The organism is Gaetbulibacter aestuarii, assembly GCF_039537665.1.
Lineage (GTDB): Bacteria > Bacteroidota > Bacteroidia > Flavobacteriales > Flavobacteriaceae > Gaetbulibacter_A > Gaetbulibacter_A aestuarii.
Genome location: NZ_BAABAY010000002.1, coordinates 205,914 through 229,926, shown reverse-complemented (window position 1 = coordinate 229,926; position 24,013 = coordinate 205,914). Strand labels below are relative to the sequence as shown.

20 protein-coding genes and 1 other RNA gene are annotated in these 24,013 nt (G+C 35.2%); 8 read left to right on the top strand and 13 right to left on the bottom strand.

Translation table 11 applies throughout. The features are described from left to right. Positions 1-56: 56 nt before the first annotated feature. Together ABD682_RS09690 and ABD682_RS09685 are read right to left on the bottom strand one after the other, a co-directional pair. Complete coding sequence (locus ABD682_RS09690) at positions 57-1,787, bottom strand: TonB-dependent receptor (RefSeq protein ID WP_344741087.1); 1,731 nt, start codon at positions 1,785-1,787, stop codon at positions 57-59. A gap of 73 nt (positions 1,788-1,860) precedes the next feature. Then, positions 1,861-4,905, bottom strand: coding sequence for a tetratricopeptide repeat protein (locus ABD682_RS09685; RefSeq protein WP_344741085.1), 3,045 nt, complete (start codon positions 4,903-4,905; stop codon positions 1,861-1,863). Between the two features lie 222 nt (positions 4,906-5,127). Between ABD682_RS09685 and ABD682_RS09680 the strand changes: the two genes are divergently transcribed. The 4 genes from ABD682_RS09680 to ABD682_RS09665 are packed head-to-tail and all read left to right on the top strand — an operon-like array spanning position 5,128 to position 8,387. Beyond that, positions 5,128-5,811 carry a cell division ATP-binding protein FtsE gene (locus ABD682_RS09680; protein WP_344741084.1) on the top strand — a complete coding sequence of 228 codons (684 nt, stop codon included), beginning with the start codon at positions 5,128-5,130 and terminating at the stop codon, positions 5,809-5,811. Between the two features lie 2 nt (positions 5,812-5,813). Then, entirely contained in the window at positions 5,814-6,551 is a 738-nt protein-coding gene (locus ABD682_RS09675; protein ID WP_344741082.1) for a methyltransferase domain-containing protein, read from the top strand. Further along, a complete protein-coding gene (locus ABD682_RS09670) occupies positions 6,551-7,453 on the top strand; it encodes a glycosyltransferase family 2 protein (RefSeq protein WP_344741081.1) in 903 nt (300 codons plus the stop codon). Before ABD682_RS09675 ends, ABD682_RS09670 begins: the two co-directional genes overlap by 1 nt. Continuing rightward, positions 7,446-8,387 (top strand): glycosyltransferase family 2 protein, encoded by a 942-nt coding sequence (locus ABD682_RS09665; protein ID WP_344741080.1) that lies wholly within the window; start codon positions 7,446-7,448, stop codon positions 8,385-8,387. The genes ABD682_RS09670 and ABD682_RS09665 overlap by 8 nt, the downstream gene beginning before the upstream one ends. A 17-nt stretch (positions 8,388-8,404) precedes the next feature. Here ABD682_RS09665 and ABD682_RS09660 read toward each other — a convergent pair whose 3' ends face one another. Next, positions 8,405-9,211 carry a glycosyltransferase gene (locus tag ABD682_RS09660; protein ID WP_344741078.1) on the bottom strand — a complete coding sequence of 269 codons (807 nt, stop codon included), beginning with the start codon at positions 9,209-9,211 and terminating at the stop codon, positions 8,405-8,407. A 79-nt stretch (positions 9,212-9,290) separates the two neighbouring features. Between ABD682_RS09660 and ABD682_RS09655 the strand changes: the two genes are divergently transcribed. After that, positions 9,291-10,268: a glycosyltransferase family 2 protein gene (locus tag ABD682_RS09655; protein WP_344741077.1), complete on the top strand. Its 978-nt coding sequence runs from the start codon at positions 9,291-9,293 to the stop codon at positions 10,266-10,268. Here ABD682_RS09655 and ABD682_RS09650 read toward each other — a convergent pair. The 6 genes from ABD682_RS09650 to typA form a co-directional block, all read right to left on the bottom strand. Then, positions 10,229-10,636 carry a sugar 3,4-ketoisomerase gene (locus ABD682_RS09650; RefSeq protein ID WP_344741619.1) on the bottom strand — a complete coding sequence of 136 codons (408 nt, stop codon included), beginning with the start codon at positions 10,634-10,636 and terminating at the stop codon, positions 10,229-10,231. The genes ABD682_RS09655 and ABD682_RS09650 overlap by 40 nt on opposite strands. A 21-nt stretch (positions 10,637-10,657) precedes the next feature. Continuing rightward, positions 10,658-12,136, bottom strand: coding sequence for an oligosaccharide flippase family protein (locus ABD682_RS09645; RefSeq protein ID WP_344741076.1), 1,479 nt, complete (start codon positions 12,134-12,136; stop codon positions 10,658-10,660). 8 nt (positions 12,137-12,144) lie between these two features. Continuing rightward, entirely contained in the window at positions 12,145-13,248 is a 1,104-nt protein-coding gene (locus ABD682_RS09640; protein WP_344741075.1) for a DegT/DnrJ/EryC1/StrS family aminotransferase, read from the bottom strand. A 66-nt stretch (positions 13,249-13,314) separates the two neighbouring features. Next, positions 13,315-14,613 (bottom strand): O-antigen translocase, encoded by a 1,299-nt coding sequence (locus ABD682_RS09635; protein WP_344741073.1) that lies wholly within the window; start codon positions 14,611-14,613, stop codon positions 13,315-13,317. A 140-nt stretch (positions 14,614-14,753) separates the two neighbouring features. Continuing rightward, on the bottom strand, positions 14,754-14,996 hold the full coding sequence (locus ABD682_RS09630) for a uroporphyrinogen decarboxylase (RefSeq protein WP_344741072.1): 243 nt from the start codon (positions 14,994-14,996) through the stop codon (positions 14,754-14,756). Between the two features lies 1 nt (position 14,997). Continuing rightward, positions 14,998-16,797 (bottom strand): translational GTPase TypA, encoded by a 1,800-nt coding sequence (typA, locus tag ABD682_RS09625; protein ID WP_344741071.1) that lies wholly within the window; start codon positions 16,795-16,797, stop codon positions 14,998-15,000. A gap of 191 nt (positions 16,798-16,988) precedes the next feature. Between typA and kdsA the strand changes: the two genes are divergently transcribed. Beyond that, entirely contained in the window at positions 16,989-17,807 is an 819-nt protein-coding gene (gene kdsA, locus ABD682_RS09620; RefSeq protein ID WP_344741069.1) for a 3-deoxy-8-phosphooctulonate synthase, read from the top strand. Between the two features lie 68 nt (positions 17,808-17,875). Here the strand turns inward: kdsA and ABD682_RS09615 are convergent, their stop codons facing one another. The 4 genes from ABD682_RS09615 to ABD682_RS09600 form a co-directional block, all read right to left on the bottom strand. Continuing rightward, a complete protein-coding gene (locus ABD682_RS09615; RefSeq protein ID WP_344741068.1) occupies positions 17,876-18,388 on the bottom strand; it encodes a hypothetical protein in 513 nt (170 codons plus the stop codon). A gap of 118 nt (positions 18,389-18,506) precedes the next feature. Continuing rightward, positions 18,507-19,301, bottom strand: coding sequence for an SDR family NAD(P)-dependent oxidoreductase (locus ABD682_RS09610; protein ID WP_344741066.1), 795 nt, complete (start codon positions 19,299-19,301; stop codon positions 18,507-18,509). Positions 19,302-19,415: 114 nt separating this feature from the next. Next, positions 19,416-20,621, bottom strand: a complete 1,206-nt coding sequence (locus ABD682_RS09605; protein ID WP_344741618.1) for an NAD(P)-dependent oxidoreductase — start codon at positions 20,619-20,621, stop codon at positions 19,416-19,418. A gap of 76 nt (positions 20,622-20,697) precedes the next feature. Next, positions 20,698-21,357: a class I SAM-dependent methyltransferase gene (locus ABD682_RS09600; RefSeq protein WP_344741064.1), complete on the bottom strand. Its 660-nt coding sequence runs from the start codon at positions 21,355-21,357 to the stop codon at positions 20,698-20,700. 261 nt (positions 21,358-21,618) lie between these two features. On the opposite strand from ABD682_RS09600, the gene ssrA reads away from it, so the two are divergent. Continuing rightward, positions 21,619-22,013, top strand: a transfer-messenger RNA (tmRNA) gene (gene ssrA / locus ABD682_RS09595). A 637-nt stretch (positions 22,014-22,650) separates the two neighbouring features. Next, positions 22,651-23,958: a DUF418 domain-containing protein gene (locus ABD682_RS09590; protein WP_344741062.1), complete on the top strand. Its 1,308-nt coding sequence runs from the start codon at positions 22,651-22,653 to the stop codon at positions 23,956-23,958. Positions 23,959-24,013: the final 55 nt, after the last annotated feature.

Here is a 24,013-nt window from a genome sequence, read left to right as displayed (position 1 = left end):
TAAAAATAAAAAAAGTGCCTTAAAAAGACACTTTTCAAAACGTTTATTATAAAACCTTAAAAATCAAATTTGAAGGTTGCTCCTGCCAATAATTGTAATCCTTGAACCGGATAATTGCTCCAACGTTGGTAGCCATTATTGGCTAAATTATTGCCTTTGGCAAACACTGAAATTTTATCATTAATGTGGTAACCAACATGTGCATTGGCATCAAAATAGCTATCTAAAAGTACGGTTTCAGGTGGAGAGGTTGTAAATCCATCGTTGTAAACAATTTGATCTTTCCGCTGACCCATGTAATACAAATTCATACCGGCAAACCAGTGCTCGTCAATCTGATAATCTAAAAACAAATTCCCTGTGATATCAGGTAAGTTCCAGGGTTCTTCCTGATTCGACATATTATAGGTATAATAATTTGCTTGAATACTTAGAGTGAAATTACGATTCACATCCACATCAATTTCACCACCTAATACCACAGTATCCATATCATCGTAAACCAGGCCGAATGAATTTCCATAGGTGTAAGATGCTCCTGAACGCGTTATTTCATTAGTTTTGAAAAGAGCCTTATTATTATCGGCAAAATAACTTCCCTTTAAATTATAGCTCATATTGCTCGATAATTTTCCTTTTAAACCCACATGAGCATTGTATTGCTGATCTGTAGGCAAAATATTAAGCGTTGGAGAAACGAAGGGATTCTCAGAAGCAAAATCGAAATAGGTGTTTTGTATCAAACTTCCTTTAATACTTCCATAGGCAATCAGTACGTCATTCACCAAACGATAGGTTGCAGAAATGTTGGGATAAATATGAATGTCCCCATCTCCGGTTTCAATATCACTGATGTAAGCCACCGATGCGCCCAAATTCACGGTGAGGTCATCTTGTTTTAATTCGAATGAAGGTGAAGCCGAAACTATAAAATTCCCGTAATTTATTTCTGCCCCGGTATTCGCGTAATCATTTTTGAAACTTCCTTTAAGATATTCAAATTTTATTCCTGTACTCACCAATTGGCGGTTCACCGGAATATCAATAAGTGTAGAAGCTGCAAAATGATTCTCTCCGGAACTTAGATCATCACCAAAACGTCTGAATTTAAATTTAGCTGAATTTATGTAAGTGTCTTCAAAAGAAATATCGGCACCAAATGCTCCACTATAAAATGCATGATCAATTTGAGCATTATCAGCCTGTGCCAGAGCTATTTGAGTTTCCGGAAATCCATACCAGTTATAGGTTTGATGCTGAAATGCTGCTTCCAGATTCCACGCAAGATCTCGTAATTGACTTGAATAATTCGCACTTAATTTCGAATCTGAAAAATTATTATCGAAAACAACACCGTCAATTCCTCCGGCTGAGGAATGATGACTGAAATAACCGCCAACACTTTCATTACGGTTCAGGGCATGATTCAAATACACTTCGCCCAAAAACGTGGTGTAAGAACCCACACCCAAGGTAGCATAATTGTCATACAATTTCGCAGGTGGGGCTTTCTCTACCACTGCAGCTCTACCTTTAGCAGGCGTAAATGTAGACGCTACCGGAAATGAAAAAATATTGTATTTAATCGTTTTCTTGGCGTTTGTTGTGGTGTCATTTATGGTAGGGGCTTCCTTCACTTTAAAGGCATCAGAGATCGATGGTGTATAGGGTTTTATAACGTCAATAACGCCTGTATTAATTGTATCGCCTTCCTTTTCTTGAGCAAAACTGTTTAGTGTTATCAAAAGAAAAATAAGCAGGCTAAAATGTTTGATGTGCTTTCGCATATGGTGATTTTTATAATCGATTATTATGATTGATGTATTTATTTTGTAAACGAATTTTTCCATAGTCGTCCAATTAATTTTCAGTGTCCACGGAAGCATTCGTTTTCGCTTCCTCAGCTTTTATTTTAGATAATTCTGCTTTGGCCTCTTCTACTACATCTTCAAAGTCTTTAAAATTATCTATAACACTCTGTAGGATGTATGTCGCCTGGAACGCATCGTCTAAAGCGTAGTAATTCTTTGCCATTAAAATCAAGCCTTTGGCACTGTAATATTTGTATCCGGAAAAATCCTTGGCCAGTTTTTGAACAGAGGTATTCGAGGCTTTAAATTCACCAACTTTATTTTCAAAATAGGCTCTGTAATACAACGCTTCAGCCGCAGTTTCGCCGGTGGCAACTTTTTCCACTTTGGCATAGGCCGCTTTTGCCTTGTCTTCATCATTTGTTTTGATTGCAGAACGCGCAATAATCACTTGAGCATCACTTTTTATTTTATTGTCTATTTTCGAACTGCTCAAAACTTTATCAGCATAGGTTTCCGCTTGAGGATAATCTTCCAGTTGATAATAGGCCTTCATTAAATTAGATTGGGCAAAAATCACGTGATTAGGGAAATTGGCTTCTGCTTCCAATCGCTTTAATAACGGGATCGCCTGATCCCAGGATTTTTTCCCTAAATAATATTCGGATAATCGTGTTAAGGCCTCTTCCGTGAATTCACTCTGTGCCTTATCAATCACATATTTGTAATGTGGCGCAGCATTTTCAGCAAGGTCCTTCTTATCATACATCTGAGCTAAATAAAAATGAGCATTTAATGCATGAATGCCATTTGGAAAATTATTCAAATAACCGTTAAACTGGGTTATCGCTTTATCCGTATTGTTGTCTAAATATTGTTTTTCAGCCGCTTCATAAGTGGCGTTATCCAGATCGGCATCAGTAACTTCAACATAATCCAGTTGTTTTACCCAACGTGCATATTCATCCACACGACCCAGATCGATGTAAATTAAACGCGCCGTAGAAACCGCCTGAACCGCTTCCGGTGTACCGGGATAATTACCGGCAACATCCTTAAACTTATTCAAGGCCTTGGTATTATCACTGCCGTTATAGTACACCAAACCTTCACGAAGCATGGCTTTTGGCACAAAGGAACTCATGCGATATTCCTGCGTTAACTGATTGTAAGCTTTCACTGCTTTTGCGGTTTCACCGGCTTTCACATAAGAATTACCCAATTCGAAAAGGGCATCGTCACGTAGTTTCGATTTAGGATATTTTGAAATGAATTGTTCCAGATCATTGATCTTTGCCGTTACTTTTGAAACATAACCGGTACTGATCGCTATCTGAAAAAAGGCATAGTCTGATTCTATCTCATTTATAGCAATGGCTTTGTCATAGGCCTGAATGGCGTTACGGTAATCACTCAACACAAAATAACCATCTCCCAAACGCAAATAGGCATCGTTCAAACGCAGTTTATCGCCGTTGTTTTCTTTGATAAAACTCTGGAAAAACGCCGTTGCCTGATCATAGTTCTTTTGTTTGAAATAAGCATAAGCAATATTATAATCAATGTTTTCCATTTCCGGTGTCCCCATCGCTCCCGGAAGTTGCTTGAACTGTTTAAAACCTATCAAGGCATCTTCGAAATTAGAAAGGTTATAATCGGTTTCAGCTTTCCAGAATGTTGCGCGTGCCGTAAATGTTGGATCTAAACCTTCACTTAAAGATTTATCAAAAAGAGATTTCGCCTGAACAAAATCATTTTCATTATACAATTCAATACCCCTGTAAAAAGCTACTTTTTGATAGGCTTGTTTATTTTCATAGCGTTTTCGTCCGTCTTCCAAAAGCTCCAAGGCCTCTTTATAATTTTTCGATGTGATATAAGAATCGATCAATAAGGATTCTATCTCATCCTTATAGGCACTTTTTGGATAGGCCTCCAAATATCCTAAAAGCACTTGCGGTGTGGATTGGTATGGATTACCTATTTCGTAGCTGATCTTGGCGTAATTCAACCAGGCATCTTCCTGAATTTTTAGATCGAAGGTCATTTGAGATGCATTTCTGAAGGCATTCAGTGCTTCTTGCTTTTTACCAAGATTGATGTAACTCTCCCCCAAATGATAATAGGCGTTTTGTGCCACTGCATTTTTTCCACCAACAATTTTATTAAACTCCGAAATCGCATTTTCAAAATCCCCCTGCTTGTAGTAGGCATAACCCAACTGGTAATAATCGGTGTTATTCCATTTTGCTTGTCGGTCGCGCGTTCCTTTTTTACCCTTGTATTCTTTGAGATAAGGAATCGCCGCTGCGTATTCTTCTAAATTAAAATAGCTTTCTCCAATAATTTTTGATAATTCTGAAATTTCATCCGGGTCTTCGGTACTAGCCATACGCTCTTTTGCCAGAGTGATAGCTTTTTCAAATTTTCCTAGCTTAAAATGGAGATCGGCCTGATAGTACGCCAACTTTTCCTTGTAGCGATCCTGATCACTAACCTGTTCAAAATATTCATTGGCTTCATCATAATCATCACCTTCATAAGCCATAAAACCAATGTAATACTTGGCTTGTGAACCGTATTCTTTGGAGTTTTCAACTTTGGTCAAATATTTTTTGGCATCACGAAATTTCTTGGCTGAAAATGCCGCGTAACCATGATGGAAATAATAAGCTTCTTTTTCAGCTCTGCTTAAAGCAGCTTCATCCACTTTACCGTACCATTTTAAAGCATAAGCATATTTCGAATTTTCGAAGTAATAATCAGCCACATCCAAAAATGCAGTATTGCGTTTGGTACTCGTTGGATAATCTTCTACAAATTTCTCAATCAAACCATCAGCATTTTGTTGATTTAATCGAACAGCACAATTAGCAATGTAATACGCACAATCCGAATTCAAAACCGGTTCATTCGTATCGGATTGAACCTGGCGGAACATCGATTGAGCAGCTAAATATTGCTGGTTCTTGTATAAGGTTAAAGCCTTTTGATAATCGACAAGATCACTGGTATATGCAGCGGTTTCCTGAGCTGCCATATGAAGATTAAATAGTAGGCCCAGTATAAATAAAAACGTGTGGTTTTTAAGCATTAATCGTTTTTTAGTAGTTTAAAATCAAAGATAATTAAAGCAATTGGCATTTTTAAGACCGAAATGCTTTATTAAAAATACTAACGCAAGAATCAGGCCTTAATTATATTCGCTGTTTAAAATGTTAATTTTTTGGAAAAAATAAATTACAAACTGTAACGTTCTTTTTTCGATATCACTTTTTAATAATACATTTACAACTACAAAACGGATTCCTATTTTATGTCGAAACCCATACTACAACTCAAAGATGCATCAATATTTCAAGGCGAAAGTCTTATCCTTAAGAATATCAACATTGAAATAAATAAAGGTGAATTTGTTTACCTGATTGGAAAAACGGGAACCGGTAAAAGTAGTTTCATGAAAACCCTTTATGCTGATTTACCTCTTAAGGAGGGCGAAGGTCATATTGTGGATTTTGATTTGAAAAACTTAAAAGAAAAAGATATTCCCTATCTACGCAGGAAATTAGGTGTTGTTTTTCAGGATTTTAAATTATTAACTGACCGGACGGTGAATGACAATCTCTTATTTGTTTTAAAAGCTACCGGATGGAAGGATCGCACCGAAATGGATAAACGTGTTGAAGCTGTTTTAGCCAAGGTAGATATGAAAACCAAAGGCTTTAAATTTCCCCATGAACTCTCCGGTGGTGAGCAACAGCGTGTGGCGATCGCCAGAGCTTTACTTAATGATCCTGAACTTATTTTAGCCGACGAGCCTACCGGTAATTTGGATCCTCAAACCAGTATTGAAGTTATGGAGGTTCTTCAGGATATCAATAAAAATGGTAATACTATTTTAATGGCTACCCATGATTATGCCCTACTACTGAAATACCCGAGTAAAACCTTAAAATGTGATGAGAATGAGGTATACGAGGTGGTTCAACGGAAAAGTTAAACATGTATAAGGCATTAAAAACCATATTCAAAGGTATTATTCCGTATCGGTTTTTAATTAAGAATGAATTAGTTTTTAGACGGATTTATGCATTTTTCTATTCCGGAAATACCCATCAATGTCCTGTTTGCAATAAAAAACTAAGTTCATTTGTCAGTGTAAATAATAAGGATTTATTGTGTCCTAATTGCGGTAGTTTATCAAGACACAGACGCCTTTGGGAGACTTTAATTAAGGAGAATGCCTTAAAGGGAAAGGTATTACACTTTTCACCTTCGCGATGCCTCTATCGAAAGTTAAAAAAGGTTGATGGTATAAGTTATTTCAGTTCAGATTATGCTGATGAGTTTTTAGCAGATCATACTTATGATATAACTAACATTAACCAACCGGAAAACGCTTTCGATACCATCATAGCTTACCATATATTAGAGCATATTCCTAATGATAAAAGAGCCATATCTGAATTATACCGTGTTTTAAAACCTAACGGAAAAGTTTTTATTCAAACACCGTTTAAAGCCGGCGATATTTATGAAAATGAAACCATCACATCTCCTGCAGAACGAAAAGAACATTTTGGTCAGGAAGACCATGTACGCATATACACTATTGAAGGTTTAAAGAATCGACTTGAAGATGCTGATTTTCAGGTTAAAATGACTACATTTAAATCACAGGAAAATGATGTATTTAAAGGTTTTATTTCGCCTGAAACTATTTTAATAGCTTCAAAATAATGCTTTCTATTTTAATCCCAACATATAATTCTAATATATCTGATCTTGTTATTACAATCCACCAACAATGTATTAAATGCAATATCCTATTTGAGATAATTGTATGTGAAGATGGATCGTCAAAGTTTTTGAATCAAAATGAAAACACCATCAAATCTTTACCTTTCGCAAAACTTCAGGTTTCCCAGAAAAATTGTGGAAGAATACGAACAAGACAGAAGCTTTCTGACGCTTCCAAATTTGATTGGTTATTATTTTTAGATTCAGACGTTCTTCCAAAATCCGAAAGTTTCATCAATACCTACTTGGATTACATAAACTCATCCTATGATGCCATTTTCGGCGGATTTTCATATCAAAAACAAACTTCCGCCAAAGAAAATAACTTGCGGTGGCGATATGGTAAAAAATTTGAGGAAGTAGATGCCAAAAAAAGAAATAAAAACCCATATCGGATAATAATTTCAGCAAATTTTTTAATTCGAAAGTCGGTTTTTAACTCTATAAACTCTAATATTAATTACAACGGTTATGGTTTAGACAATTATTTCGCCGCATTATTAAAGAAAAATAAATCCGAAATTCTTCATATTAACAATGAAGTTTATCATTTGGGATTGGAAACCAATGACATCTTTCTGGAGAAAACCAAGCAATCCATTAAAGTGCTTCTTGATTTATTTAGAAAACAAAAAATGAATCAACATAGCAATAAATTATTATCTATTTTTAATTTATTCAAATATTTGAAAATAAATTATTTAGCAAATTTATGCGCTATCATTTTTAGAAATAGCATCGAAAAGAATTTACTAGGCTCTCATCCAAATTTATATTTACTGCAGTTTTATAAAATTTTATTTATTTGTCATGAAGATTTGAATCAAAAAAACAATGATTAAAAAACCTTTTTTTTCAGTTATTATTTCTGTTTTCAATAAGCAACAATACATTGAAAAAACTATCTGGAGTGTGATTAATCAGAGCTTTGATGACTTCGAAATTATTATTGTTAATGATGGATCTACAGATAATAGTCTAGAGTTAATAGAAAAATTTGAAGATCCGAGGATCAGCCATTTTACCATAAAAAATCAAGGTCCTTCCCATGCCAGAAATTATGGTATCAAAAAAGCTCGTGCTGAATTCGTAGCCCTTTTAGATGGTGATGATTTATGGCATCCTATGCATTTATACACCATCTTTCAATTGATAAAAAAATTTCCAAATGCAGGTGCATATTCCAGTGGCTATAACATTCAGGTTTTCGGAAAACATATAAAAAAGACGAAATTAAATGGGATTCCAGAAAATTACATAGGTTTAGTTAAAAATTATTTTGACCATAATTTATATGATTCTGTAATAAATTCATCCGTTGCTGTTATTCCGAAATTTGTTTTTGATGACATTGGTTTTTTTAATGAAACAGTGAAATCGGGAGAGGATACTTTATTGTGGATTAAAATAGCATTGAAATACCCTTTTGCAATAAACACCATAGTTACCGCGACGATCATTAAAAATAATCAAGGTTTGTCTCAATCCAATCATTATAAAGACCGTTTACTTATTTTTGACACCTTTAAAAAAGAAGAGAAGGTAAACAAGTCATTAAAAAAATATTTGGATTTAAACAGGTTTGCACTTGTACTATTAATGAAAAGAAATAATGAAATTAAATCTGCTAAAACCTTAATTTCAGAGATGAATATGAAAAACCTTAATAAAAAACAAAAATTGATTCTCCATTTATCTCCAAAATTTTTAAGATCTCTATATACTTTAAAGCAATTTTTAGAAGAAAAAAGACTTTTTTTGTATTTGTACAGGTAATCTAAAATTGAAAAATCCTAGGTTGAAATTAAAGTTTTGTAATGCCTTATTCCATGTAATCCCGTTTCAAATTTATCCACAAATTGGCTGATTTTAATTGATTTTTTTATGAGAAGAAATAAAATAAATTTAACCAGTAATAGGTATGCAAACTCTTTGTAATCAATAAAATAAAGAGCCGCTTTGGTTCTTATAAATTTGTCTGAGCCCATATTGTTTGTTGAAAAATCCAGCGAATGCCTAACTATAAAGAAATTTTCGAACCTCATATGTAACTTTTTTATCAGTGCTTTCCTCAAAAATAAATATTCCTCGCCAGAGGGAAAATCAGTTCCTAAACCAAAATTTTCATTAAAATAGATTTTATTTCTGACGATATCTCTTCTTTTAAATGCAATTTCAATGGACGAAATTCCAGAGATATCTTTTCGACTCAATAACCTTTTTGAACTTGAAGGATACCTCTTAAATTTTGTTGGGCCAAATGTATCTATCTTAAATTTAATGATAGAAGCATCAGGAAATTTCAAAAACGTCTTTTTAATTATTTTATCGAAACCCTTTACAAACTGAACGTCGTCATCTGCTATTAAACAGACATCTCCAATTGCATTTTCAATAGCTATATTTCTACTTTTTGACAATCCAAACTCATAACTATTTATAACCCGAATATGTTTTTCATTGGATTTCAAAATTGTATTCGACCGGGTTTGATTAACAATTAAAATATGAAAGTCATTAATATTATTATTAGCAAAAATAGGATTCAAAAAAGTCAAATCTTTTCTATTCATTGTACTAATAAGAACCTCAAAAATCATATTTTTGATTTGATTTGTTTTTCACCTATAGGATTCAAATATAATCTTATCTTTTTTCAAAAACTAACTACAATCCTTTATGAGTATCGAACTCTCTGTTTTACTAATTACTTATAATAATGAATTACATATTAGAGAGACTTTGGACTCTCTTGTTCAACAATCATGTGATTTTAATTTTGAAATTGCAGTTGGAGATGATAAATCTACAGATAAAACCTTTGAAATAATAAGGGCATATGCCACTGAATATCCTGGTTTATTTAACATACAACAAAACAGATCTCAACTCGGAATATTAGGCAATTTAAAAACTACTTTAGACCGATGTAATGGCCGACTAATATTTAATTTTGATGGTGATGACATTGTTAAATCGAAGGAAGCTCTTCAAAAATTTGTAGATACTTTTAAACAAAAACCGGAAATAGGATTTGTAGATTCTGGTTACGACCGCCTTTTGAATGAAGAAAACAAAATTATACCCTTTAGTAATAGGTCGAGCATTTTTGCCTCTAAAGAAACTTACAAAAACCTTATAAAATTAGGCCAGGTTATCCCTGTAGGAATGTGCTTTAAAAAGGATTTAATATATCAATATGTAGATTTTGATTATTATATGGGTCAAAATATTACGATTGAGGACTACCCTATTTTGGTAGACATGGTAATGCATTGTGATTTTGAAAGAATTGAGGAATCGCTTCATATTTACAGGGTTCATTCCTCATCATACTCGCATAAAAAATCATTTGAAAGAATTTATTTCTTAAACAACCAAATGTTGAAACTTTTTAATCATTTTCATAAAAAATATCATTTTTCAAAATCTCTGGTAGAAACATATGTTGAAACTCACCATAAATCCGTTTTATTTAATGCCGGAAAATATGAAAATAAAAATGCTGGGAGGGAAAGTTTTAATTCGATAAAAAATAAATCAATAAGAGACTACATTCATTATTGGGCGAGCCAATACCCTATAGTGGGACGTCTGATTCGCTTGAAAAAGGCATTTTATTCAGTGCTAAAAAAATCTTTGGGATCTCGAATGTAATCTGATTCCATAAAAACATCTGAGGCAATAACTAAACATACGGAGCCAGAGGAAAAATTATTTAACTCTCTCCATACTCGATTAGGAATTAATAATCCCTGATTAGGCTTGTAAAGCGTATAGGTTTTTTTTTCGCCTTTACTATCTGATAAAAGAACATTAAAACTTCCACTTAGAGCAACCAAAAACTCAAATTGCTGTTTATGAGCATGACCGCCTCGATATGCATCACTCGGCACATCATATAAATAATAGACTCTTTTTATTTCAAATGGTAAAAATCCTTCCTCTACAATAGACAAGTTACCACGAACATCTGTTATTTTTGGTACTTCTAATATTTTAACTTCTTTAATACTCAATGGTATAGGCTTACGATTTATAAATAATTACATTTTACTTTTCCTTTTTTTCCTGAAAACATCAAATAAACCGGTATACTGATTTAATTTAATTATTGTAAATATTGTTGAAAACAAAATTAGAGAAACCAATAAAAAGTATTTCAGGACTTGGCTTTCGATTTGATTTATTAACAGCATTACGAAACACTCAAGAACGCAAAGGGTAAATAGTTTTTTAAATTTTTTATCAAAATAAAACGAATATACCTTGGTTACAACTAATTTCACAATAAAAAAATCAATAATATGGTATAATAGATAACCTACCCCAGCTCCTGTTAGACCAAAAACCCTATACCCCAAAATAACTAAACTGAACAGTATAATGTTTGATGCTAATTCGGTAATCAAATAGAGTTTAGAATTACCTTTTACAATGATAACGAATCCCATCGACCATGATACCGCTTTAAATACGATTGCTACAATTCCAAAAGTTACCATGCCTAGAACAGGTAAGAATTCTTTTGAATAAAGCAGGGTAATCAAAACTGATTTGAAACCTAAAAATAGGATAATAATTGGCGTCAAAAATAAAACGGACATAGACGCTTGCTGGTTAACCATTTTATTGATTACAACAGGATCCTTCTCGGCTTCGGCTAATCTTGGGAAGTAATCTTTACTTAAAGCATTAAAGAAAACAACAACATAGGAATGAATCAGACCGAACCCAGCATTATAGAAACCAACCTCCTTAATGCTCCCCTCCTTAGTGATATAAATCTGTATCAAATAGGCAATCAGTATTCCTGATAAACTAGCCAAACTCAACATAAATCCGAGGTTCAGCATATTTTTCGATTCAGAGAGAAATTTTTGAAAGGAAATAGATACGCGTTTAATTCTAAGCTTGTCTACAAATACTTTTGAAATTAAAAAACCGAATAAACCGGAAAATAAAATAACCCACGGAATACCCTTTTCTCCTAAAAAATAATAAAATAGAATTGTTGGGAATAAACTAAAAAAACTTGTAATTACAGATACTTTTGCTAAACTATTTAAATGCTTTAAGCCTTGTAAAATGGCAATGTTCCCGGTCGTTAACTGGTTAAATAATATGGTAATAGAAATTATCGCAAAGAATAGAGCATAATTCTCATTTCCAAATATAAAAGAACTTAACCAGGGTGAAAACACTAAACTAATTAAAGCACCCGCTATACCTGAATAGAAGGTTAATCTATTCGTTATAGTTACTAATTTCGAAACATTGTCACTATTATGATTTGTAGCTGCAATTTCTTTTACAGCACTAACATCCAAACCTAATCTGGTAATTCCTAAAATTAGATTCAAGGTAGAAGTCAACAAACCAAATATTCCAAATCCGGAAACTCCAATCAATAGTGCTGCTATTTTTGATTTAGCGATTGAAATTAAAACATTAATTACCTGTACACCACCAAAGAGGGACGTAGCTTTTATAATTTGCCTATATGAAGATTTATCAGAAATCAATTAATAAGTTATTGAAAACCAGATATCAATGAAACAATTCTATCCATTTCAAATTGCTTTAAATCTGGATGTAAGGGTAAACTTAATACCTCTTTCTGTAATTTTGATGTAATAGGCAAATCCATATTTCTGAACTCTGAGTATGCCTTTTGTTTGTGAATAGGAATGAGGTAATGAATTTGAGTTTCAACACCATTTTCTAATAGGTATCGCATAAGCGCTTTTCTTTTCTCACATTTTATTACAAAAAGATGAAACACATGGCTCTCCAAGTCTTTGAAGGTTGGCAATATTATTTTTTCTGACTTAATATTTTCGAGATAAAATTTAGCTATTTGTCGTCTTTTTTTATTTTGAAGATCTAAACCCTTTAACTTCACCTTTAAAAATAGGGCTTGAATTTCGTCTAACCGACTATTGAATCCTTTAAAATTATTTTCGTAATTCGAAACTCTTCCATAATTCCTTAAACTCAAAAGCACATTTGCTAAATCTTCATTATTTGTTGTAATGGCACCCGCATCACCCAAAGCACCAAGGTTCTTTGTGGGATAAAAACTAAATGCAGCCGCATCCGAAAGATTTCCAGCTTTTCGAATACCATTCCAAACAGCACCATGGGCTTGAGCAGCATCTTCAATAAGTAACAAATTATGCTCTTTACACATGGTTTCTAAAAGGTCTACTTCATAAAGTTGGCCATATAAATGAACACCTAATACCGCTTTAGTTTTTTTGTTTACTGCATTAAGAGCATTTTTAACATCAATATTAAATGTATTGCTGTCGGGTTCTACTAAAACAGGTTTCAATCCTGCATGACTGATTGCTAAAATAGTCGCTATATAGGTGTTAGCAGGGACAATGATCTCATCGCCTTCATTAAAATAACCTAGTATTCGATAAGCTTTTAAAATAAGATGTAAGGAATCCAGACCATTACCAGTTCCAATACAAAATTTTACACCACAAAATTTTGCAAATTCCTGTTCGAAAATCTTGACAGCATCGGACAAAATATATTGACCAGAATTTAAAAATTTTTCAAATTCAATCTTAAATTCTTCCTCAAAGGGTTTATTTATTTTCTTTAAATCTAAAAATTGAATCATATATATTTAAATTGCCTTTTTCGATTTACAAAGGACTGGATGATTAATGTCAAATCAAAAATATCATTAATCCACTTCATCAACCTTAAAAAACGGACTATAGAACACCAAAATTACAATAGTGAAATATAGGATATAACTAACAAAATGCCCTACAACCGCACCTTTTATGCCATGAAAATAATCAATAAAATAAATACTTGATAAATAAAGTGTTATAGCTAAAAAGGCTTCGGTAATTATAAAATGCCAAAACATTTTTTTAGCTAAAAACTGATAGGCAATTACAATCGATAAAATTTTAACAAAATCGCCCAGAAGTTGCCAGAAGAACAGATCTTCCACAGGTTCAAATTCTTCTGAAAAAATAAACGCTACAAGATATCTTTTAAAAATAAAAATCAACACAAATCCAACCGATAAAATAGGTATGAGTGTTTTATATATGGAAAGCGCTTCTTTTCGAATAAAATCCAAAGACGTAATTTTTGCAAATCGCGGTAAAATATATAAACCTAGTAATGAGGTGATATACATGAGGTAATATTTGGAAATTCGATTCATAGCCTCCCAAAAGCCGGCGTACTTATAACCAATATTATCAATGATGTATGATCGGATAACCAGAGCAATCAATGGCAAAATCACTGCTGTAAATAGCGCCATTAAAGAGTATGGTAACATTTGTTTTAAAAAACGTAAACTTACTTCAGAAGCTTGAATATGCCCCATTAAACTCTTTCGGTTCGTTATACCCACAAGTGTGATTAGAAAAATAATAGACTCTGTTATCACCACAGAAATTAGGGCACCATTAATTTTATTTTGATAAATTAAAAGTAAGGCAATAGAAACACTTAATACCTGCCCAATAATATTAATAACGATTAGAATTTTGTATTTGGAAAAGCCATTCATGATGCCAAACGAGAACATATTCAAGGCATAAAAGGGTAAAACAATAGCAAAAACCCGAATCACATAAGCGTAATCATTATACTCCGGAAATATCGCTTTATTAATACTCTCGGCGTTGTAATAACAAAATAGTGATGTGAGAACGGTTGCAAAAAATCCAAAATAAAAAACCGTAGAGATTGTTTTGATCAGCCCTCTAGCCTCGTCTTTAAAGTTGGCCACATACTTTACAAATCCATCATAAAATCCCAGGATGGAAATACTTTGAAATGCGCTTACAAAATTTCTTAAATTCCCAACAAGAGCCAAACCTACGGGGCCAACAAAAATCGCCAACGCCTTTGACGTTAAAATTCCCGCAATAATTTTGGTAAGTACCGAAGCTGTTTGCAGCGAAGTAATTTTAACTAGTACCTGGTTGTTTATATAATTTATTAATCGTTTCAAGTAAAATAGGACTTGTTTTTTGGGATAGCTTAATACTTCATCATGACGAGGGAATACTTTACCACCGCACTGAGCAAGCTGTAAAGCTCTCAAAGATACAAAATCATTTAATCTATGCTACTTTAAAAGAAACGAGCAGACTAAAAATTTATTTTACGCTTTTTAACGAGGTAATAACCATTTATAAGTAAAATGGCCACATTGGTTATAATTATAGGTTTTGAAACTGGAGTAAGCACAACACCGTAAGCTACGAACAACAAACATCCAAAGGCATTTACTAATCGTAATTTTTGTTCTGAGGGCATTAAAAATGAAATAAGCACGGTAGCCGTTGCAGCATAGCCCAACCAGTCTACCAATGAAATGCCCATCAAATCCATGTTAGATCGTTTTATTCCGTTTGCGCTCTACTTCTGTTAAGAAGATCTTACGAATACGAAGATGGTTCGGTGTCACCTCAACATATTCATCTTTTTGAATATATTCCAAAGCTTCCTCTAGAGAGAATTTAATGGCAGGAACAATTTTAGCTTTATCATCTGCTCCTGAAGATCGCACGTTGCTCAGTTTTTTTGTTTTAGTCACATTTACTGTCATGTCATCGCCACGAGAGTTTTCACCAATAACCTGACCTTCATAGATATCTTCACCCGGATCAACAAAGAATTTACCGCGCTCCTGTAATTTATCTATGGAATACGGAATGGCCTGACCTTTTTCCATAGAGACTAAACTTCCGTTCTGACGTTCCGGAATACCGCCTTTTAAAGGTTGATATTCTTTAAAGCGGTGCGCCATAATAGCTTCACCGGCTGTAGCGGTTAATAGTTGGTTTCGTAATCCAATGATTCCTCTGGAAGGAATAATAAACTCACAAACCATACGTTCACCTTTAGCTTCCATGCTAAGCATTTCCCCTTTTCGTTGCGTTACCATTTCGATGGCTTTACCTGAAACAGTTTCCGGTAGATCGATAGTCATCTCTTCAACCGGCTCACATTTTACACCATCAATTTCTTTAATAATAACCTGAGGTTGCCCAATCTGTAACTCATAACCTTCACGGCGCATAGTTTCTATCAATACTGATAAATGGAGAACGCCTCGACCAAAAACCATGAATTTATCAGCACTATCGGTTTCTTCAACGCGTAGTGCCAGGTTTTTTTCTAATTCCTTCATCAAACGTTCTTTGATGTGGCGAGAGGTTACAAATTTTCCATCTTTTCCAAAGAAAGGTGAATCGTTAATGGTGAACAACATGCTCATCGTAGGTTCGTCAATAGCGATAGTTTTTAAACCTTCCGGATTTTCAAAATCAGCAACGGTATCACCAATTTCGAAACTTTCTAAACCTACTATGGCACAAATATCTCCAGCTTCAACACTATCTACTTTCTTACGTCCTAAACCTTCGAAAACATGTAATTCCTTAATTTTAGATTTCACAATACTACCATCGCGTTTCACAAGTGAAATATTTTGGTTAGCCTTTAACGAACCTCGTGTTAATCGGCCTATAGCAATTCGTCCTGTAAACGATGAAAAGTCCAATGAAGTGATCAGCATTTGAGTCGTTCCTTCTGATATTTTTGGTGCAGGAATATGTGCTATAACCATATCAAGCAATGGTTCGATGTTATCCGTTTCATTTTGCCAATCGTCGCTCATCCAATTGTTTTTAGCAGAGCCATAAACCGTTGGAAAATCCAATTGCCACTCCTCTGCTCCCAATTCGAACATCAGATCGAAAACTTTTTCATGAACCTCATCAGGTGTGCAATTTTCTTTATCTACTTTATTAATCACAACGCAAGGCTTCAATCCAAGGTCGATCGCTTTTTGAAGCACAAAACGTGTTTGAGGCATCGGGCCTTCAAAGGCATCAACTAATAAAAGAACACCATCCGCCATATTTAATACACGTTCAACCTCACCACCAAAATCGGCGTGGCCCGGAGTATCAATAATGTTAATCTTGGTGTCTTTATAAACCACAGAAACGTTTTTCGAAGTAATGGTAATACCACGTTCACGCTCTAAATCATTGTTATCTAAAATTAAATCGCCAGTATTTTCATTCTCACGAAACAACTGACAGTGATACATAATTTTATCAACCAAAGTGGTTTTACCGTGGTCTACGTGAGCGATAATTGCGATATTTTTTATTGAAGCCATAATTGCTGCCTTATTTTAAGCGTGCAAAGGTAGTTATAAATAACGGATATATTACATAAATTTATTCAATGATTTTTTATTGAAAATCAACTCACTTTTAAGACTTAAAAGCAAAAAAAGCTTCATAAAAAAGATCATGGTAACAGCAATAGAAATAGTATCTTTGTGACCATAATTAACGTAACATCATTATGACGCTTCAAGACGTACCAAAGTTAAAAAATACGGATTCCAATAATTTCTTTTTACTCTGCGGTCCCTGCGCTATCGAAGGCGAGGAAATGGCTCTGCGTATTGCGGAAAAAGTAGTTTCCATAACCGATAAATTAGAAATTCCTTATGTATTTAAAGGAAGTTTTAAAAAGGCTAACCGAAGCCGAATTGATAGTTTTACAGGTATTGGTGATGAAAAGGCTTTGAAGATTTTAAAGAAAGTTTCTGAAACCTTTGATATCCCTACCATTACCGATATTCACGAAATTTCTGATGCGGCCATGGCAGCTGAGTATGTTGATGTACTGCAGATCCCGGCTTTTTTAGTACGCCAGACCGATTTAGTTGTGGCTGCTGCCGAAACAGGAAAAGTAGTTAACTTGAAAAAAGGCCAATTTATGAGTCCGGAATCCATGAAACATGCTGTGCAAAAAGTTAAGGATTCTAATAATGAAAAAGTTTGGATCACCGATCGTGGTACCATGTTTGGTTATCAGGATATGATTGTAGATTTTAGAGGAATTCCAACCATGAAACAATATGCGCCAGTGGTATTGGATGTAACGCATTCGTTGCAACAGCCAAATCAAAAGGCCGGGGTAACCGGTGGCCGTCCGGATATGATCGAAACTATAGCCCGGGCAGGCGTGGTAAATAATGTGGATGGCTTATTTATTGAAACACATTTTGATCCTGCTAACGCGAAAAGCGATGGCGCCAATATGCTTCATTTGGATAATTTGGAAGGGCTCTTAACCCATCTTACAGCCATTCGTAAAACGATCAATACTTTTTAAATTAATCATTTATTGATAAAAAAAACCCATCAATTTCTCGATGGGTTTTTATTTTTTTGTAATTCAGTTTAGTTATTTAGGTACATCATTAAACCTGAAAAATCCCCGTAACCCTGTTGGTAAATAATTTTACCATCCTTATTGAAGTCGTAAGACTCATAAATTTTTAAAATTCCTGATTTTGCCTCGGTTGAATCGGTAGCCGGTAAGGTTACTTTCCAGGCCCCGTAATAACGCACAGAGCCATCAGGTTCTTTAGTATCCGGATTCACTCCCGGAAGAAAAGATGGCGGGCTATTCAATAGTTCAAAATCATAACGCGCTAACATTTCCTTATCACTATTCATAGCCGCATCACTCATAATCATTACCGTATCCTCTTTAGCACCAAAATAGGTGTTTAAGGCCACAGCAGAATCAGCATAAACGCTGTAATCAGGTTTTTCATCTTGCCAGCTCTGAAGGGATTTCATTACTGTTTCTGAATTTTTAGTAAATAAATCATCCATGGTGGTGTCGGGTTTTGGTTGGCAGGCCATCAATAGCAGCACCAAAAAAATGGTGGAATACAAAATTTTCATAATCGTTTGGTTTGAATTGTTAATAACGGTCTAAGATAATATATTTTATTGAGAACAAGAGAGTTATAATAAAATATTATTAATCAAAACCAAAATAAAATTTTGTGTCTGGCAATGCTTATTCTGTTCTGTTTTTTTCCTGAACTCTGCGCACAATATTAGCCGCAGCTCCGCGCGTAACAAAACGATGCAGAGATGCCAGAAACTTGTTTAAAATTCCCGGAATAGCCACTGTTTTACCTTTTAGCATTGCTTTGTAACCATATTCCGCGACCTCTGATGAGGATGCCATATTAAAATCAATTTTATTTTCTGAAGATTCATCTGCTGCTTGTTCTGAAACCACTTGTTGAAATGCTGTTTTTGTAGGACCCGGGCAAAGCACGGTAACGGTAACTCCGGTGCCTTTAAGCTCATTGGCAATAGCCTCAGAGAACGATAATAAATAAGATTTTGAGGCATAGTATATCGCCATTAAAGGTCCTGGTTGAAACGCCGCCAAAGAAGAAATATTCAAGATTTTTCCTGAGTTCCGGGAAACCATGTCGTCCAGAATCAATTTTGTAAGATGCGTAGAGGTAATGATATGCAAATGAAGCATATCGAGTTCCCGCTTCCAGTCTGTATTATGAAAAGATCCGAAGAGGCCAAACCCGGCGTTGTTTATTAAAACATCTATAACCTGATCATCCAAAGCGTCTTTAATCTCGGCTGCTACGTTGGGTTGACTCAGATCCTTTACCAAAAGTTTTACAGCAATATCATAGGATTTTTCCAGCTCTACCCTAACTTTTTTTAGGTTGTCTGCATCAATATCAATCAGAATTAGGTTATGCCCATCATTAGCAAGTAATTTTGAAAATTCATATCCTAATCCAGATGCTGCTCCGGTAATTAAAGCGGTTTTTGTCATGGGGTAATTTACAAATAAGCTACGAAACTATTCTTTTCAGGTTGGAAAACCCAAAAATGTATGATTGTTTTTCAGAATAAAAACAACTGTGGGTTCTTTAAATACAAAATAAAGCTACTCCTTCCCATCCACATAATCCTGAAGGTAGGTGAATCGTGGTGTAAGCAAACCATTTTCAGTGACTTTAGCACGCTGTAAAATGCCATCTTTATCATCATTAAAAAAGGCCGGCAAAACGTTTTTCAAAAACTGCTCGCCAAAACCTTCACTGGCATCCTGCGGTAATTCGCAGGGTAAATTGTCGACAGCCATAACTGTAATGGCGTTATTGTTGTTGAAATCGGTTTCAGATTCGGTTTGAGGATCGTAACCGTAAATAGGTTCTGCAATGGTTGAAGGACGAATGGTCGTAGCCACCGGACCATCGATGTCGCAACTGATATCGGCGACAACTTTAATGTTAAAATCGGGTGACTTTACATCCTCCCGAGTGTATAAAAATGGCGCACCATCGCCATAAAAATGACCTGCAATGTAAAAATCAGTCACTTTAGCCAAGCGCATAAAATCAGACACATAGGCTTCAGGGTGTACAAAGAAATCCTTGTTATCTAAAACCTGATGATCAATGCGTTTGTTGTATTCAAGCACATCGGCATTGCAATACACAGGTTCGTTATAGGTATTATTAAGATACTCCTCTACACTAACTTTCTTAATGTTCATAGCATCGAGCATTTCCATAGCACCTTTTGCAACTTTTCCGCTTCCTGTGAGTAAGATCTTAATATTCGGTACCTCGATATTTTGAAGCTGTTCAATAAGTTCTGCCTGATTGGCAAGTGTTCCGGCTTTTGGTAAATTCCAGGATTTATAGCGCAATCCCCAGGCACGAAAACCATTATAGGCTCCAACAATACCGGCATAACGCCCGAAACCAATAAGGCGATAACCTTTGTAATTGGTAATCGTCTCATGATCGTAGAGCACAATATTCTTGTCTAAAATAGCGCGAAGCAGGTCGCGATTATAGGGTTGTTTTTTGATGGTATGCGAAAAGAAAAAGTATTGTTTATTAGGAATGAGGGCATCCATTGGGACCTCTTTGACTCCGATTAAAACATCACAATCACTCATATCTGTACTAACTTCCAAGCCTTCCTTCTGGTAGGCTTCATCCGGAAACACACGAATGTCTGAGGATTCGACTTTGAATTTAGCTTCAGGAAACTGGTTTTTAGCTTCTGCTAGTTTTTTAGGGGAGAAAACCACACGCCGATCCGGTGGGTTTTTGCGTTCTTTAATGATACCAAAATTGATGCTCATAAATGCCTGTAATTTTTATGTTACTTTGGCAAAGATACATACTTAAAATGTTTCTACAGATTTAAGAAACCTATGATTTTGGAATGGTTTTATAAATGAAGAAATCGGCGTTTTCACCTTTGAACTGATTGATCTTTTTAAAGAGTCCGCTATTAATTACAGCTTGATGATGCACGGCATTCTTGTAAATCAGGGTTAAATCTCTTGGATTATTTTTAAGCGATTTTTTGATATTTTCAAGAACGGGATGAAGCGTTGCCAGCCCGAAAGGATTAAACAGGTAAACGTAATTGATATCGTCGAGATCCTTGAACGCAGCAGCATCTCCTTGAAAAAGTTGAATGTGGTGAAGTTTGAGTTTTTTGATGTTTTTTTGAGCAATTTTATAAAGGAATTCGGAATACTCAACGCCAACTATTTTCTTAAAGGGAAAGTTGGCCATTTTTATTAGGGCGCCACCTTTGCCACATCCAAAATCGATAATACTGTCGTTGGAGGTAATATTGAGGTTTTTTAGTGTTTTAACCAAAAATGAATTTCCCGAACTTTCATATAATACGGGCTCTGCACTTTGGGGGATATTTAAATCGGCTTGTCGAACATTCTTATAAGTTTCCAATCCGCGAAGTTTCTGCCCCACGATGATACTTAATCGCTCCAGGGAATAGCGTGGATTTTTAATGACGTAACGCACGAGTCTGACTAAAAATGGTTTTGTATTGGCGGACATTACGTATGTTATTGATTAATAGCGGTTAAAAAGATAATAAAATTTAATTTATGAACTGACATCTATAGGATACTGGTATGCTTTTTGCTTTATAATTGTGGCTGGTGAAGGCAAAAATCTAGATATTTTTGATACCTTTGCAGCCCGCGTTAGGGATAGTAGCGAAAAGCCCACAGCGCTTAGCGCGAGGACTTGCAGCGGATAGCCCGACGGCCGCGCCCAAAAGCGCGGGCGTAACGCCCAAATACTTACTATTGAATTGGGGTCGACTGGTTTTGACAGCGAGAATAATTGAATGGTAAGCACGCCGTGTAATGGTTTTGAAACACGTAAAAGGCTAGACCGACTTTTTAAACGGCGAGAATAACTACGCTTTAGCTGCCTAATCTGAATTATAGTAGGATGGGCCTAGTTCCGTAAGACGGAAAAGCTAAATGTCTCCGGAAAGCCCTGGTTAGTGGCGTTCCTTTTAGAGGCATCGTAAAAATTAACCAAGGTGTTGTGGCGCTTTGACGCAACACCGAGATTTAGAAGCTAAGTTGTGAGTAGGTTGTTTTCCGCCAGCTTGCAACCGACAATTCAAGCGAAAACTAAGCGTGTAGAAAGCCCTTTGGTTACTTGTTTGGACGAGGGTTCGAATCCCTCCGACTCCACGAATGCATTGTGCAATTAGAAAAAACGCTCGAGGTTACTCGAGCGTTTTTTTGTTAGGCCCTGAAACAAGTTCAGGGTGACAGCACAAAATTCAAGTTGATAATTACAAAGTCAGATTGAAAAATAAGCTTGTCATGCTGAACTTGTTTCAGCATCTGGCTTACGTTAACAAGAGACCCTGAAACGAATTCAGGGTGACAGCAATTGGCTCAGGGTTACAGCAAGGGTTACAAGATGATGGTTACGAAGCCATATAAAACCAAGGCTTGTCATGCTGAACTTGTTTCAGCATCTGAATTACAATATCAAGAGACCCTGAAACGAGTTCAGGGTGACAGCAGGAATCTTATAGCAAAAACCTAAAGCTTGTCATGCTGAACTTGTTTCAGCATCTGGCTTGCTCTACCTTTAGACCCTGAAACGAGTTCAGGGTGACAAAGACACAATTTTAATTGAGTGATTTTTTAATCAACTATTTTCAGAACAACATTTTTTATTTCACTTTCATATCTAAACATTTACTATATTGGTTGTCAGAACAGTATCCCTAAGACCTGATTCGTAGTTTAAATATTGATGCCATCCTGAATGGTTTGAATATTTGCAATACACAAACTAACTAACCAATCAACAACCACTATGACTCAGGTAGGAAATCCCTTTGCCCCTTTACAAGATTCTGACCGTATTCAATCCCTCGATGTGATGCGCGGTATTGTACTTTTCGGTATTTTAATAATGAATATTAACGGTATGGGCCTGGCCGGAGCCTATATGGATCCTACGGTTTCGGGCGGCGCGACCGGTTGGGATCTGGTAACCTGGATAACCTCCAGCCTATTATTTGAAGGTACCATGCGCGCTCTTTTCTCGCTGCTTTTCGGTGTGGGTGTATTTATACTTTTGGATCGTCTTGAAAAGAAAGGCGCTGGCATGGAAGGCGCTAATATTTATTTCAGAAGAATTATCTGGTTATTGGTGTTTGGCCTTATTCATGGCTACCTCATCCTGTGGAGCGGTGATATTCTTTACAATTACGCGCTTTTCGGTTTTATCGTGTTTCCGTTTCGAACTTTATCTCCCAAAAAACTTATGCTAATTTTTGTTTTTTTGATCGCTGTCGGAACACTTTGGGATTACCTGGATTACCGAAAGGATGTCAAATTCATGGATCAACTTGAATTAGCCCGATCCAATGAAATGGCAGGAAAAGATTTGACCAAAGAAGAAACTGCTGCCTTAAAAAAGTGGGATGACATTCAGGAACAAAGATCACCCGAAGCCATAAAGGAATACAATGAAAGTATGCGCCAGAGCTATTTTAAAGTGGTAGTATTTAATGCACCACACTTCACTGAAGATAATGAAAAATTTCCTTATCGCTATGATCTTTGGGATGTGCTTAGTATGATGCTCCTGGGTATTGCTTTATTTAAATTAAATATTCTTTCCGCTGAAAAGTCTTATAAATTTTACGCCTTAATGGCCATTATAGGCTATGCCGTGGGTCTTTCGATAAATTATTATGAACTCAAAACGGTTTTGGATAGCGATTTTTCATATTTGGGCTTTTCACAATCTTTTGCAACCTATCAATTAGGTCGTGTTCCTGTGGCGATTGGCCATATTGGACTTATTATGCTTTTTTGCAAACTTCCCATGATCCATTGGCTCAAGAAAAGTCTGGCTGCAGTTGGTAAAATGGCACTTACAAATTATATCATGCACTCAGTTTTTGCCTTATTCATTTTTACAGGAGCCGGCTTTGCCATGTTTGGCAAATTACAACGTCATGAATTGATGTACATTGTTTTTGGTATTTGGATCTTCCAGTTAATTGTTAGTCCGATTTGGCTCAAATATTATCGCTTCGGCCCTTTGGAATGGCTTTGGAGGAATTTGAGTTATTTGAAAGTTCATAATTTAAAGAAGAACAGTAAGGAATAATAAGATCTAAAAGAGTTGTTGTTGTAATTATAGAATTGAAATGCCAAACATTTAC

Bases quoted from the DNA above. Each gene is read 5' to 3' on its own strand.
- ABD682_RS09690 (WP_344741087.1), bottom strand. From the start codon at position 1,787: ATGCGAAAGCACATCAAACATTTTAGCCTGCTTATTTTTCTTTTGATA.
- ABD682_RS09685 (WP_344741085.1), bottom strand. From the start codon at position 4,905: ATGCTTAAAAACCACACGTTTTTATTTATACTGGGCCTACTATTTAAT.
- ABD682_RS09680 (WP_344741084.1), top strand. From the start codon at position 5,128: ATGTCGAAACCCATACTACAACTCAAAGATGCATCAATATTTCAAGGC.
- ABD682_RS09675 (WP_344741082.1), top strand. From the start codon at position 5,814: ATGTATAAGGCATTAAAAACCATATTCAAAGGTATTATTCCGTATCGG.
- ABD682_RS09670 (WP_344741081.1), top strand. From the start codon at position 6,551: ATGCTTTCTATTTTAATCCCAACATATAATTCTAATATATCTGATCTT.
- ABD682_RS09665 (WP_344741080.1), top strand. From the start codon at position 7,446: ATGATTAAAAAACCTTTTTTTTCAGTTATTATTTCTGTTTTCAATAAG.
- ABD682_RS09660 (WP_344741078.1), bottom strand. From the start codon at position 9,211: ATGATTTTTGAGGTTCTTATTAGTACAATGAATAGAAAAGATTTGACT.
- ABD682_RS09655 (WP_344741077.1), top strand. From the start codon at position 9,291: ATGAGTATCGAACTCTCTGTTTTACTAATTACTTATAATAATGAATTA.
- ABD682_RS09640 (WP_344741075.1), bottom strand. From the start codon at position 13,248: ATGATTCAATTTTTAGATTTAAAGAAAATAAATAAACCCTTTGAGGAA.
- ABD682_RS09630 (WP_344741072.1), bottom strand. From the start codon at position 14,996: ATGGATTTGATGGGCATTTCATTGGTAGACTGGTTGGGCTATGCTGCA.
- typA (WP_344741071.1), bottom strand. From the start codon at position 16,797: ATGGCTTCAATAAAAAATATCGCAATTATCGCTCACGTAGACCACGGT.
- kdsA (WP_344741069.1), top strand. From the start codon at position 16,989: ATGACGCTTCAAGACGTACCAAAGTTAAAAAATACGGATTCCAATAAT.
- ABD682_RS09615 (WP_344741068.1), bottom strand. From the start codon at position 18,388: ATGAAAATTTTGTATTCCACCATTTTTTTGGTGCTGCTATTGATGGCC.
- ABD682_RS09610 (WP_344741066.1), bottom strand. From the start codon at position 19,301: ATGACAAAAACCGCTTTAATTACCGGAGCAGCATCTGGATTAGGATAT.
- ABD682_RS09600 (WP_344741064.1), bottom strand. From the start codon at position 21,357: ATGTCCGCCAATACAAAACCATTTTTAGTCAGACTCGTGCGTTACGTC.
- ABD682_RS09590 (WP_344741062.1), top strand. From the start codon at position 22,651: ATGACTCAGGTAGGAAATCCCTTTGCCCCTTTACAAGATTCTGACCGT.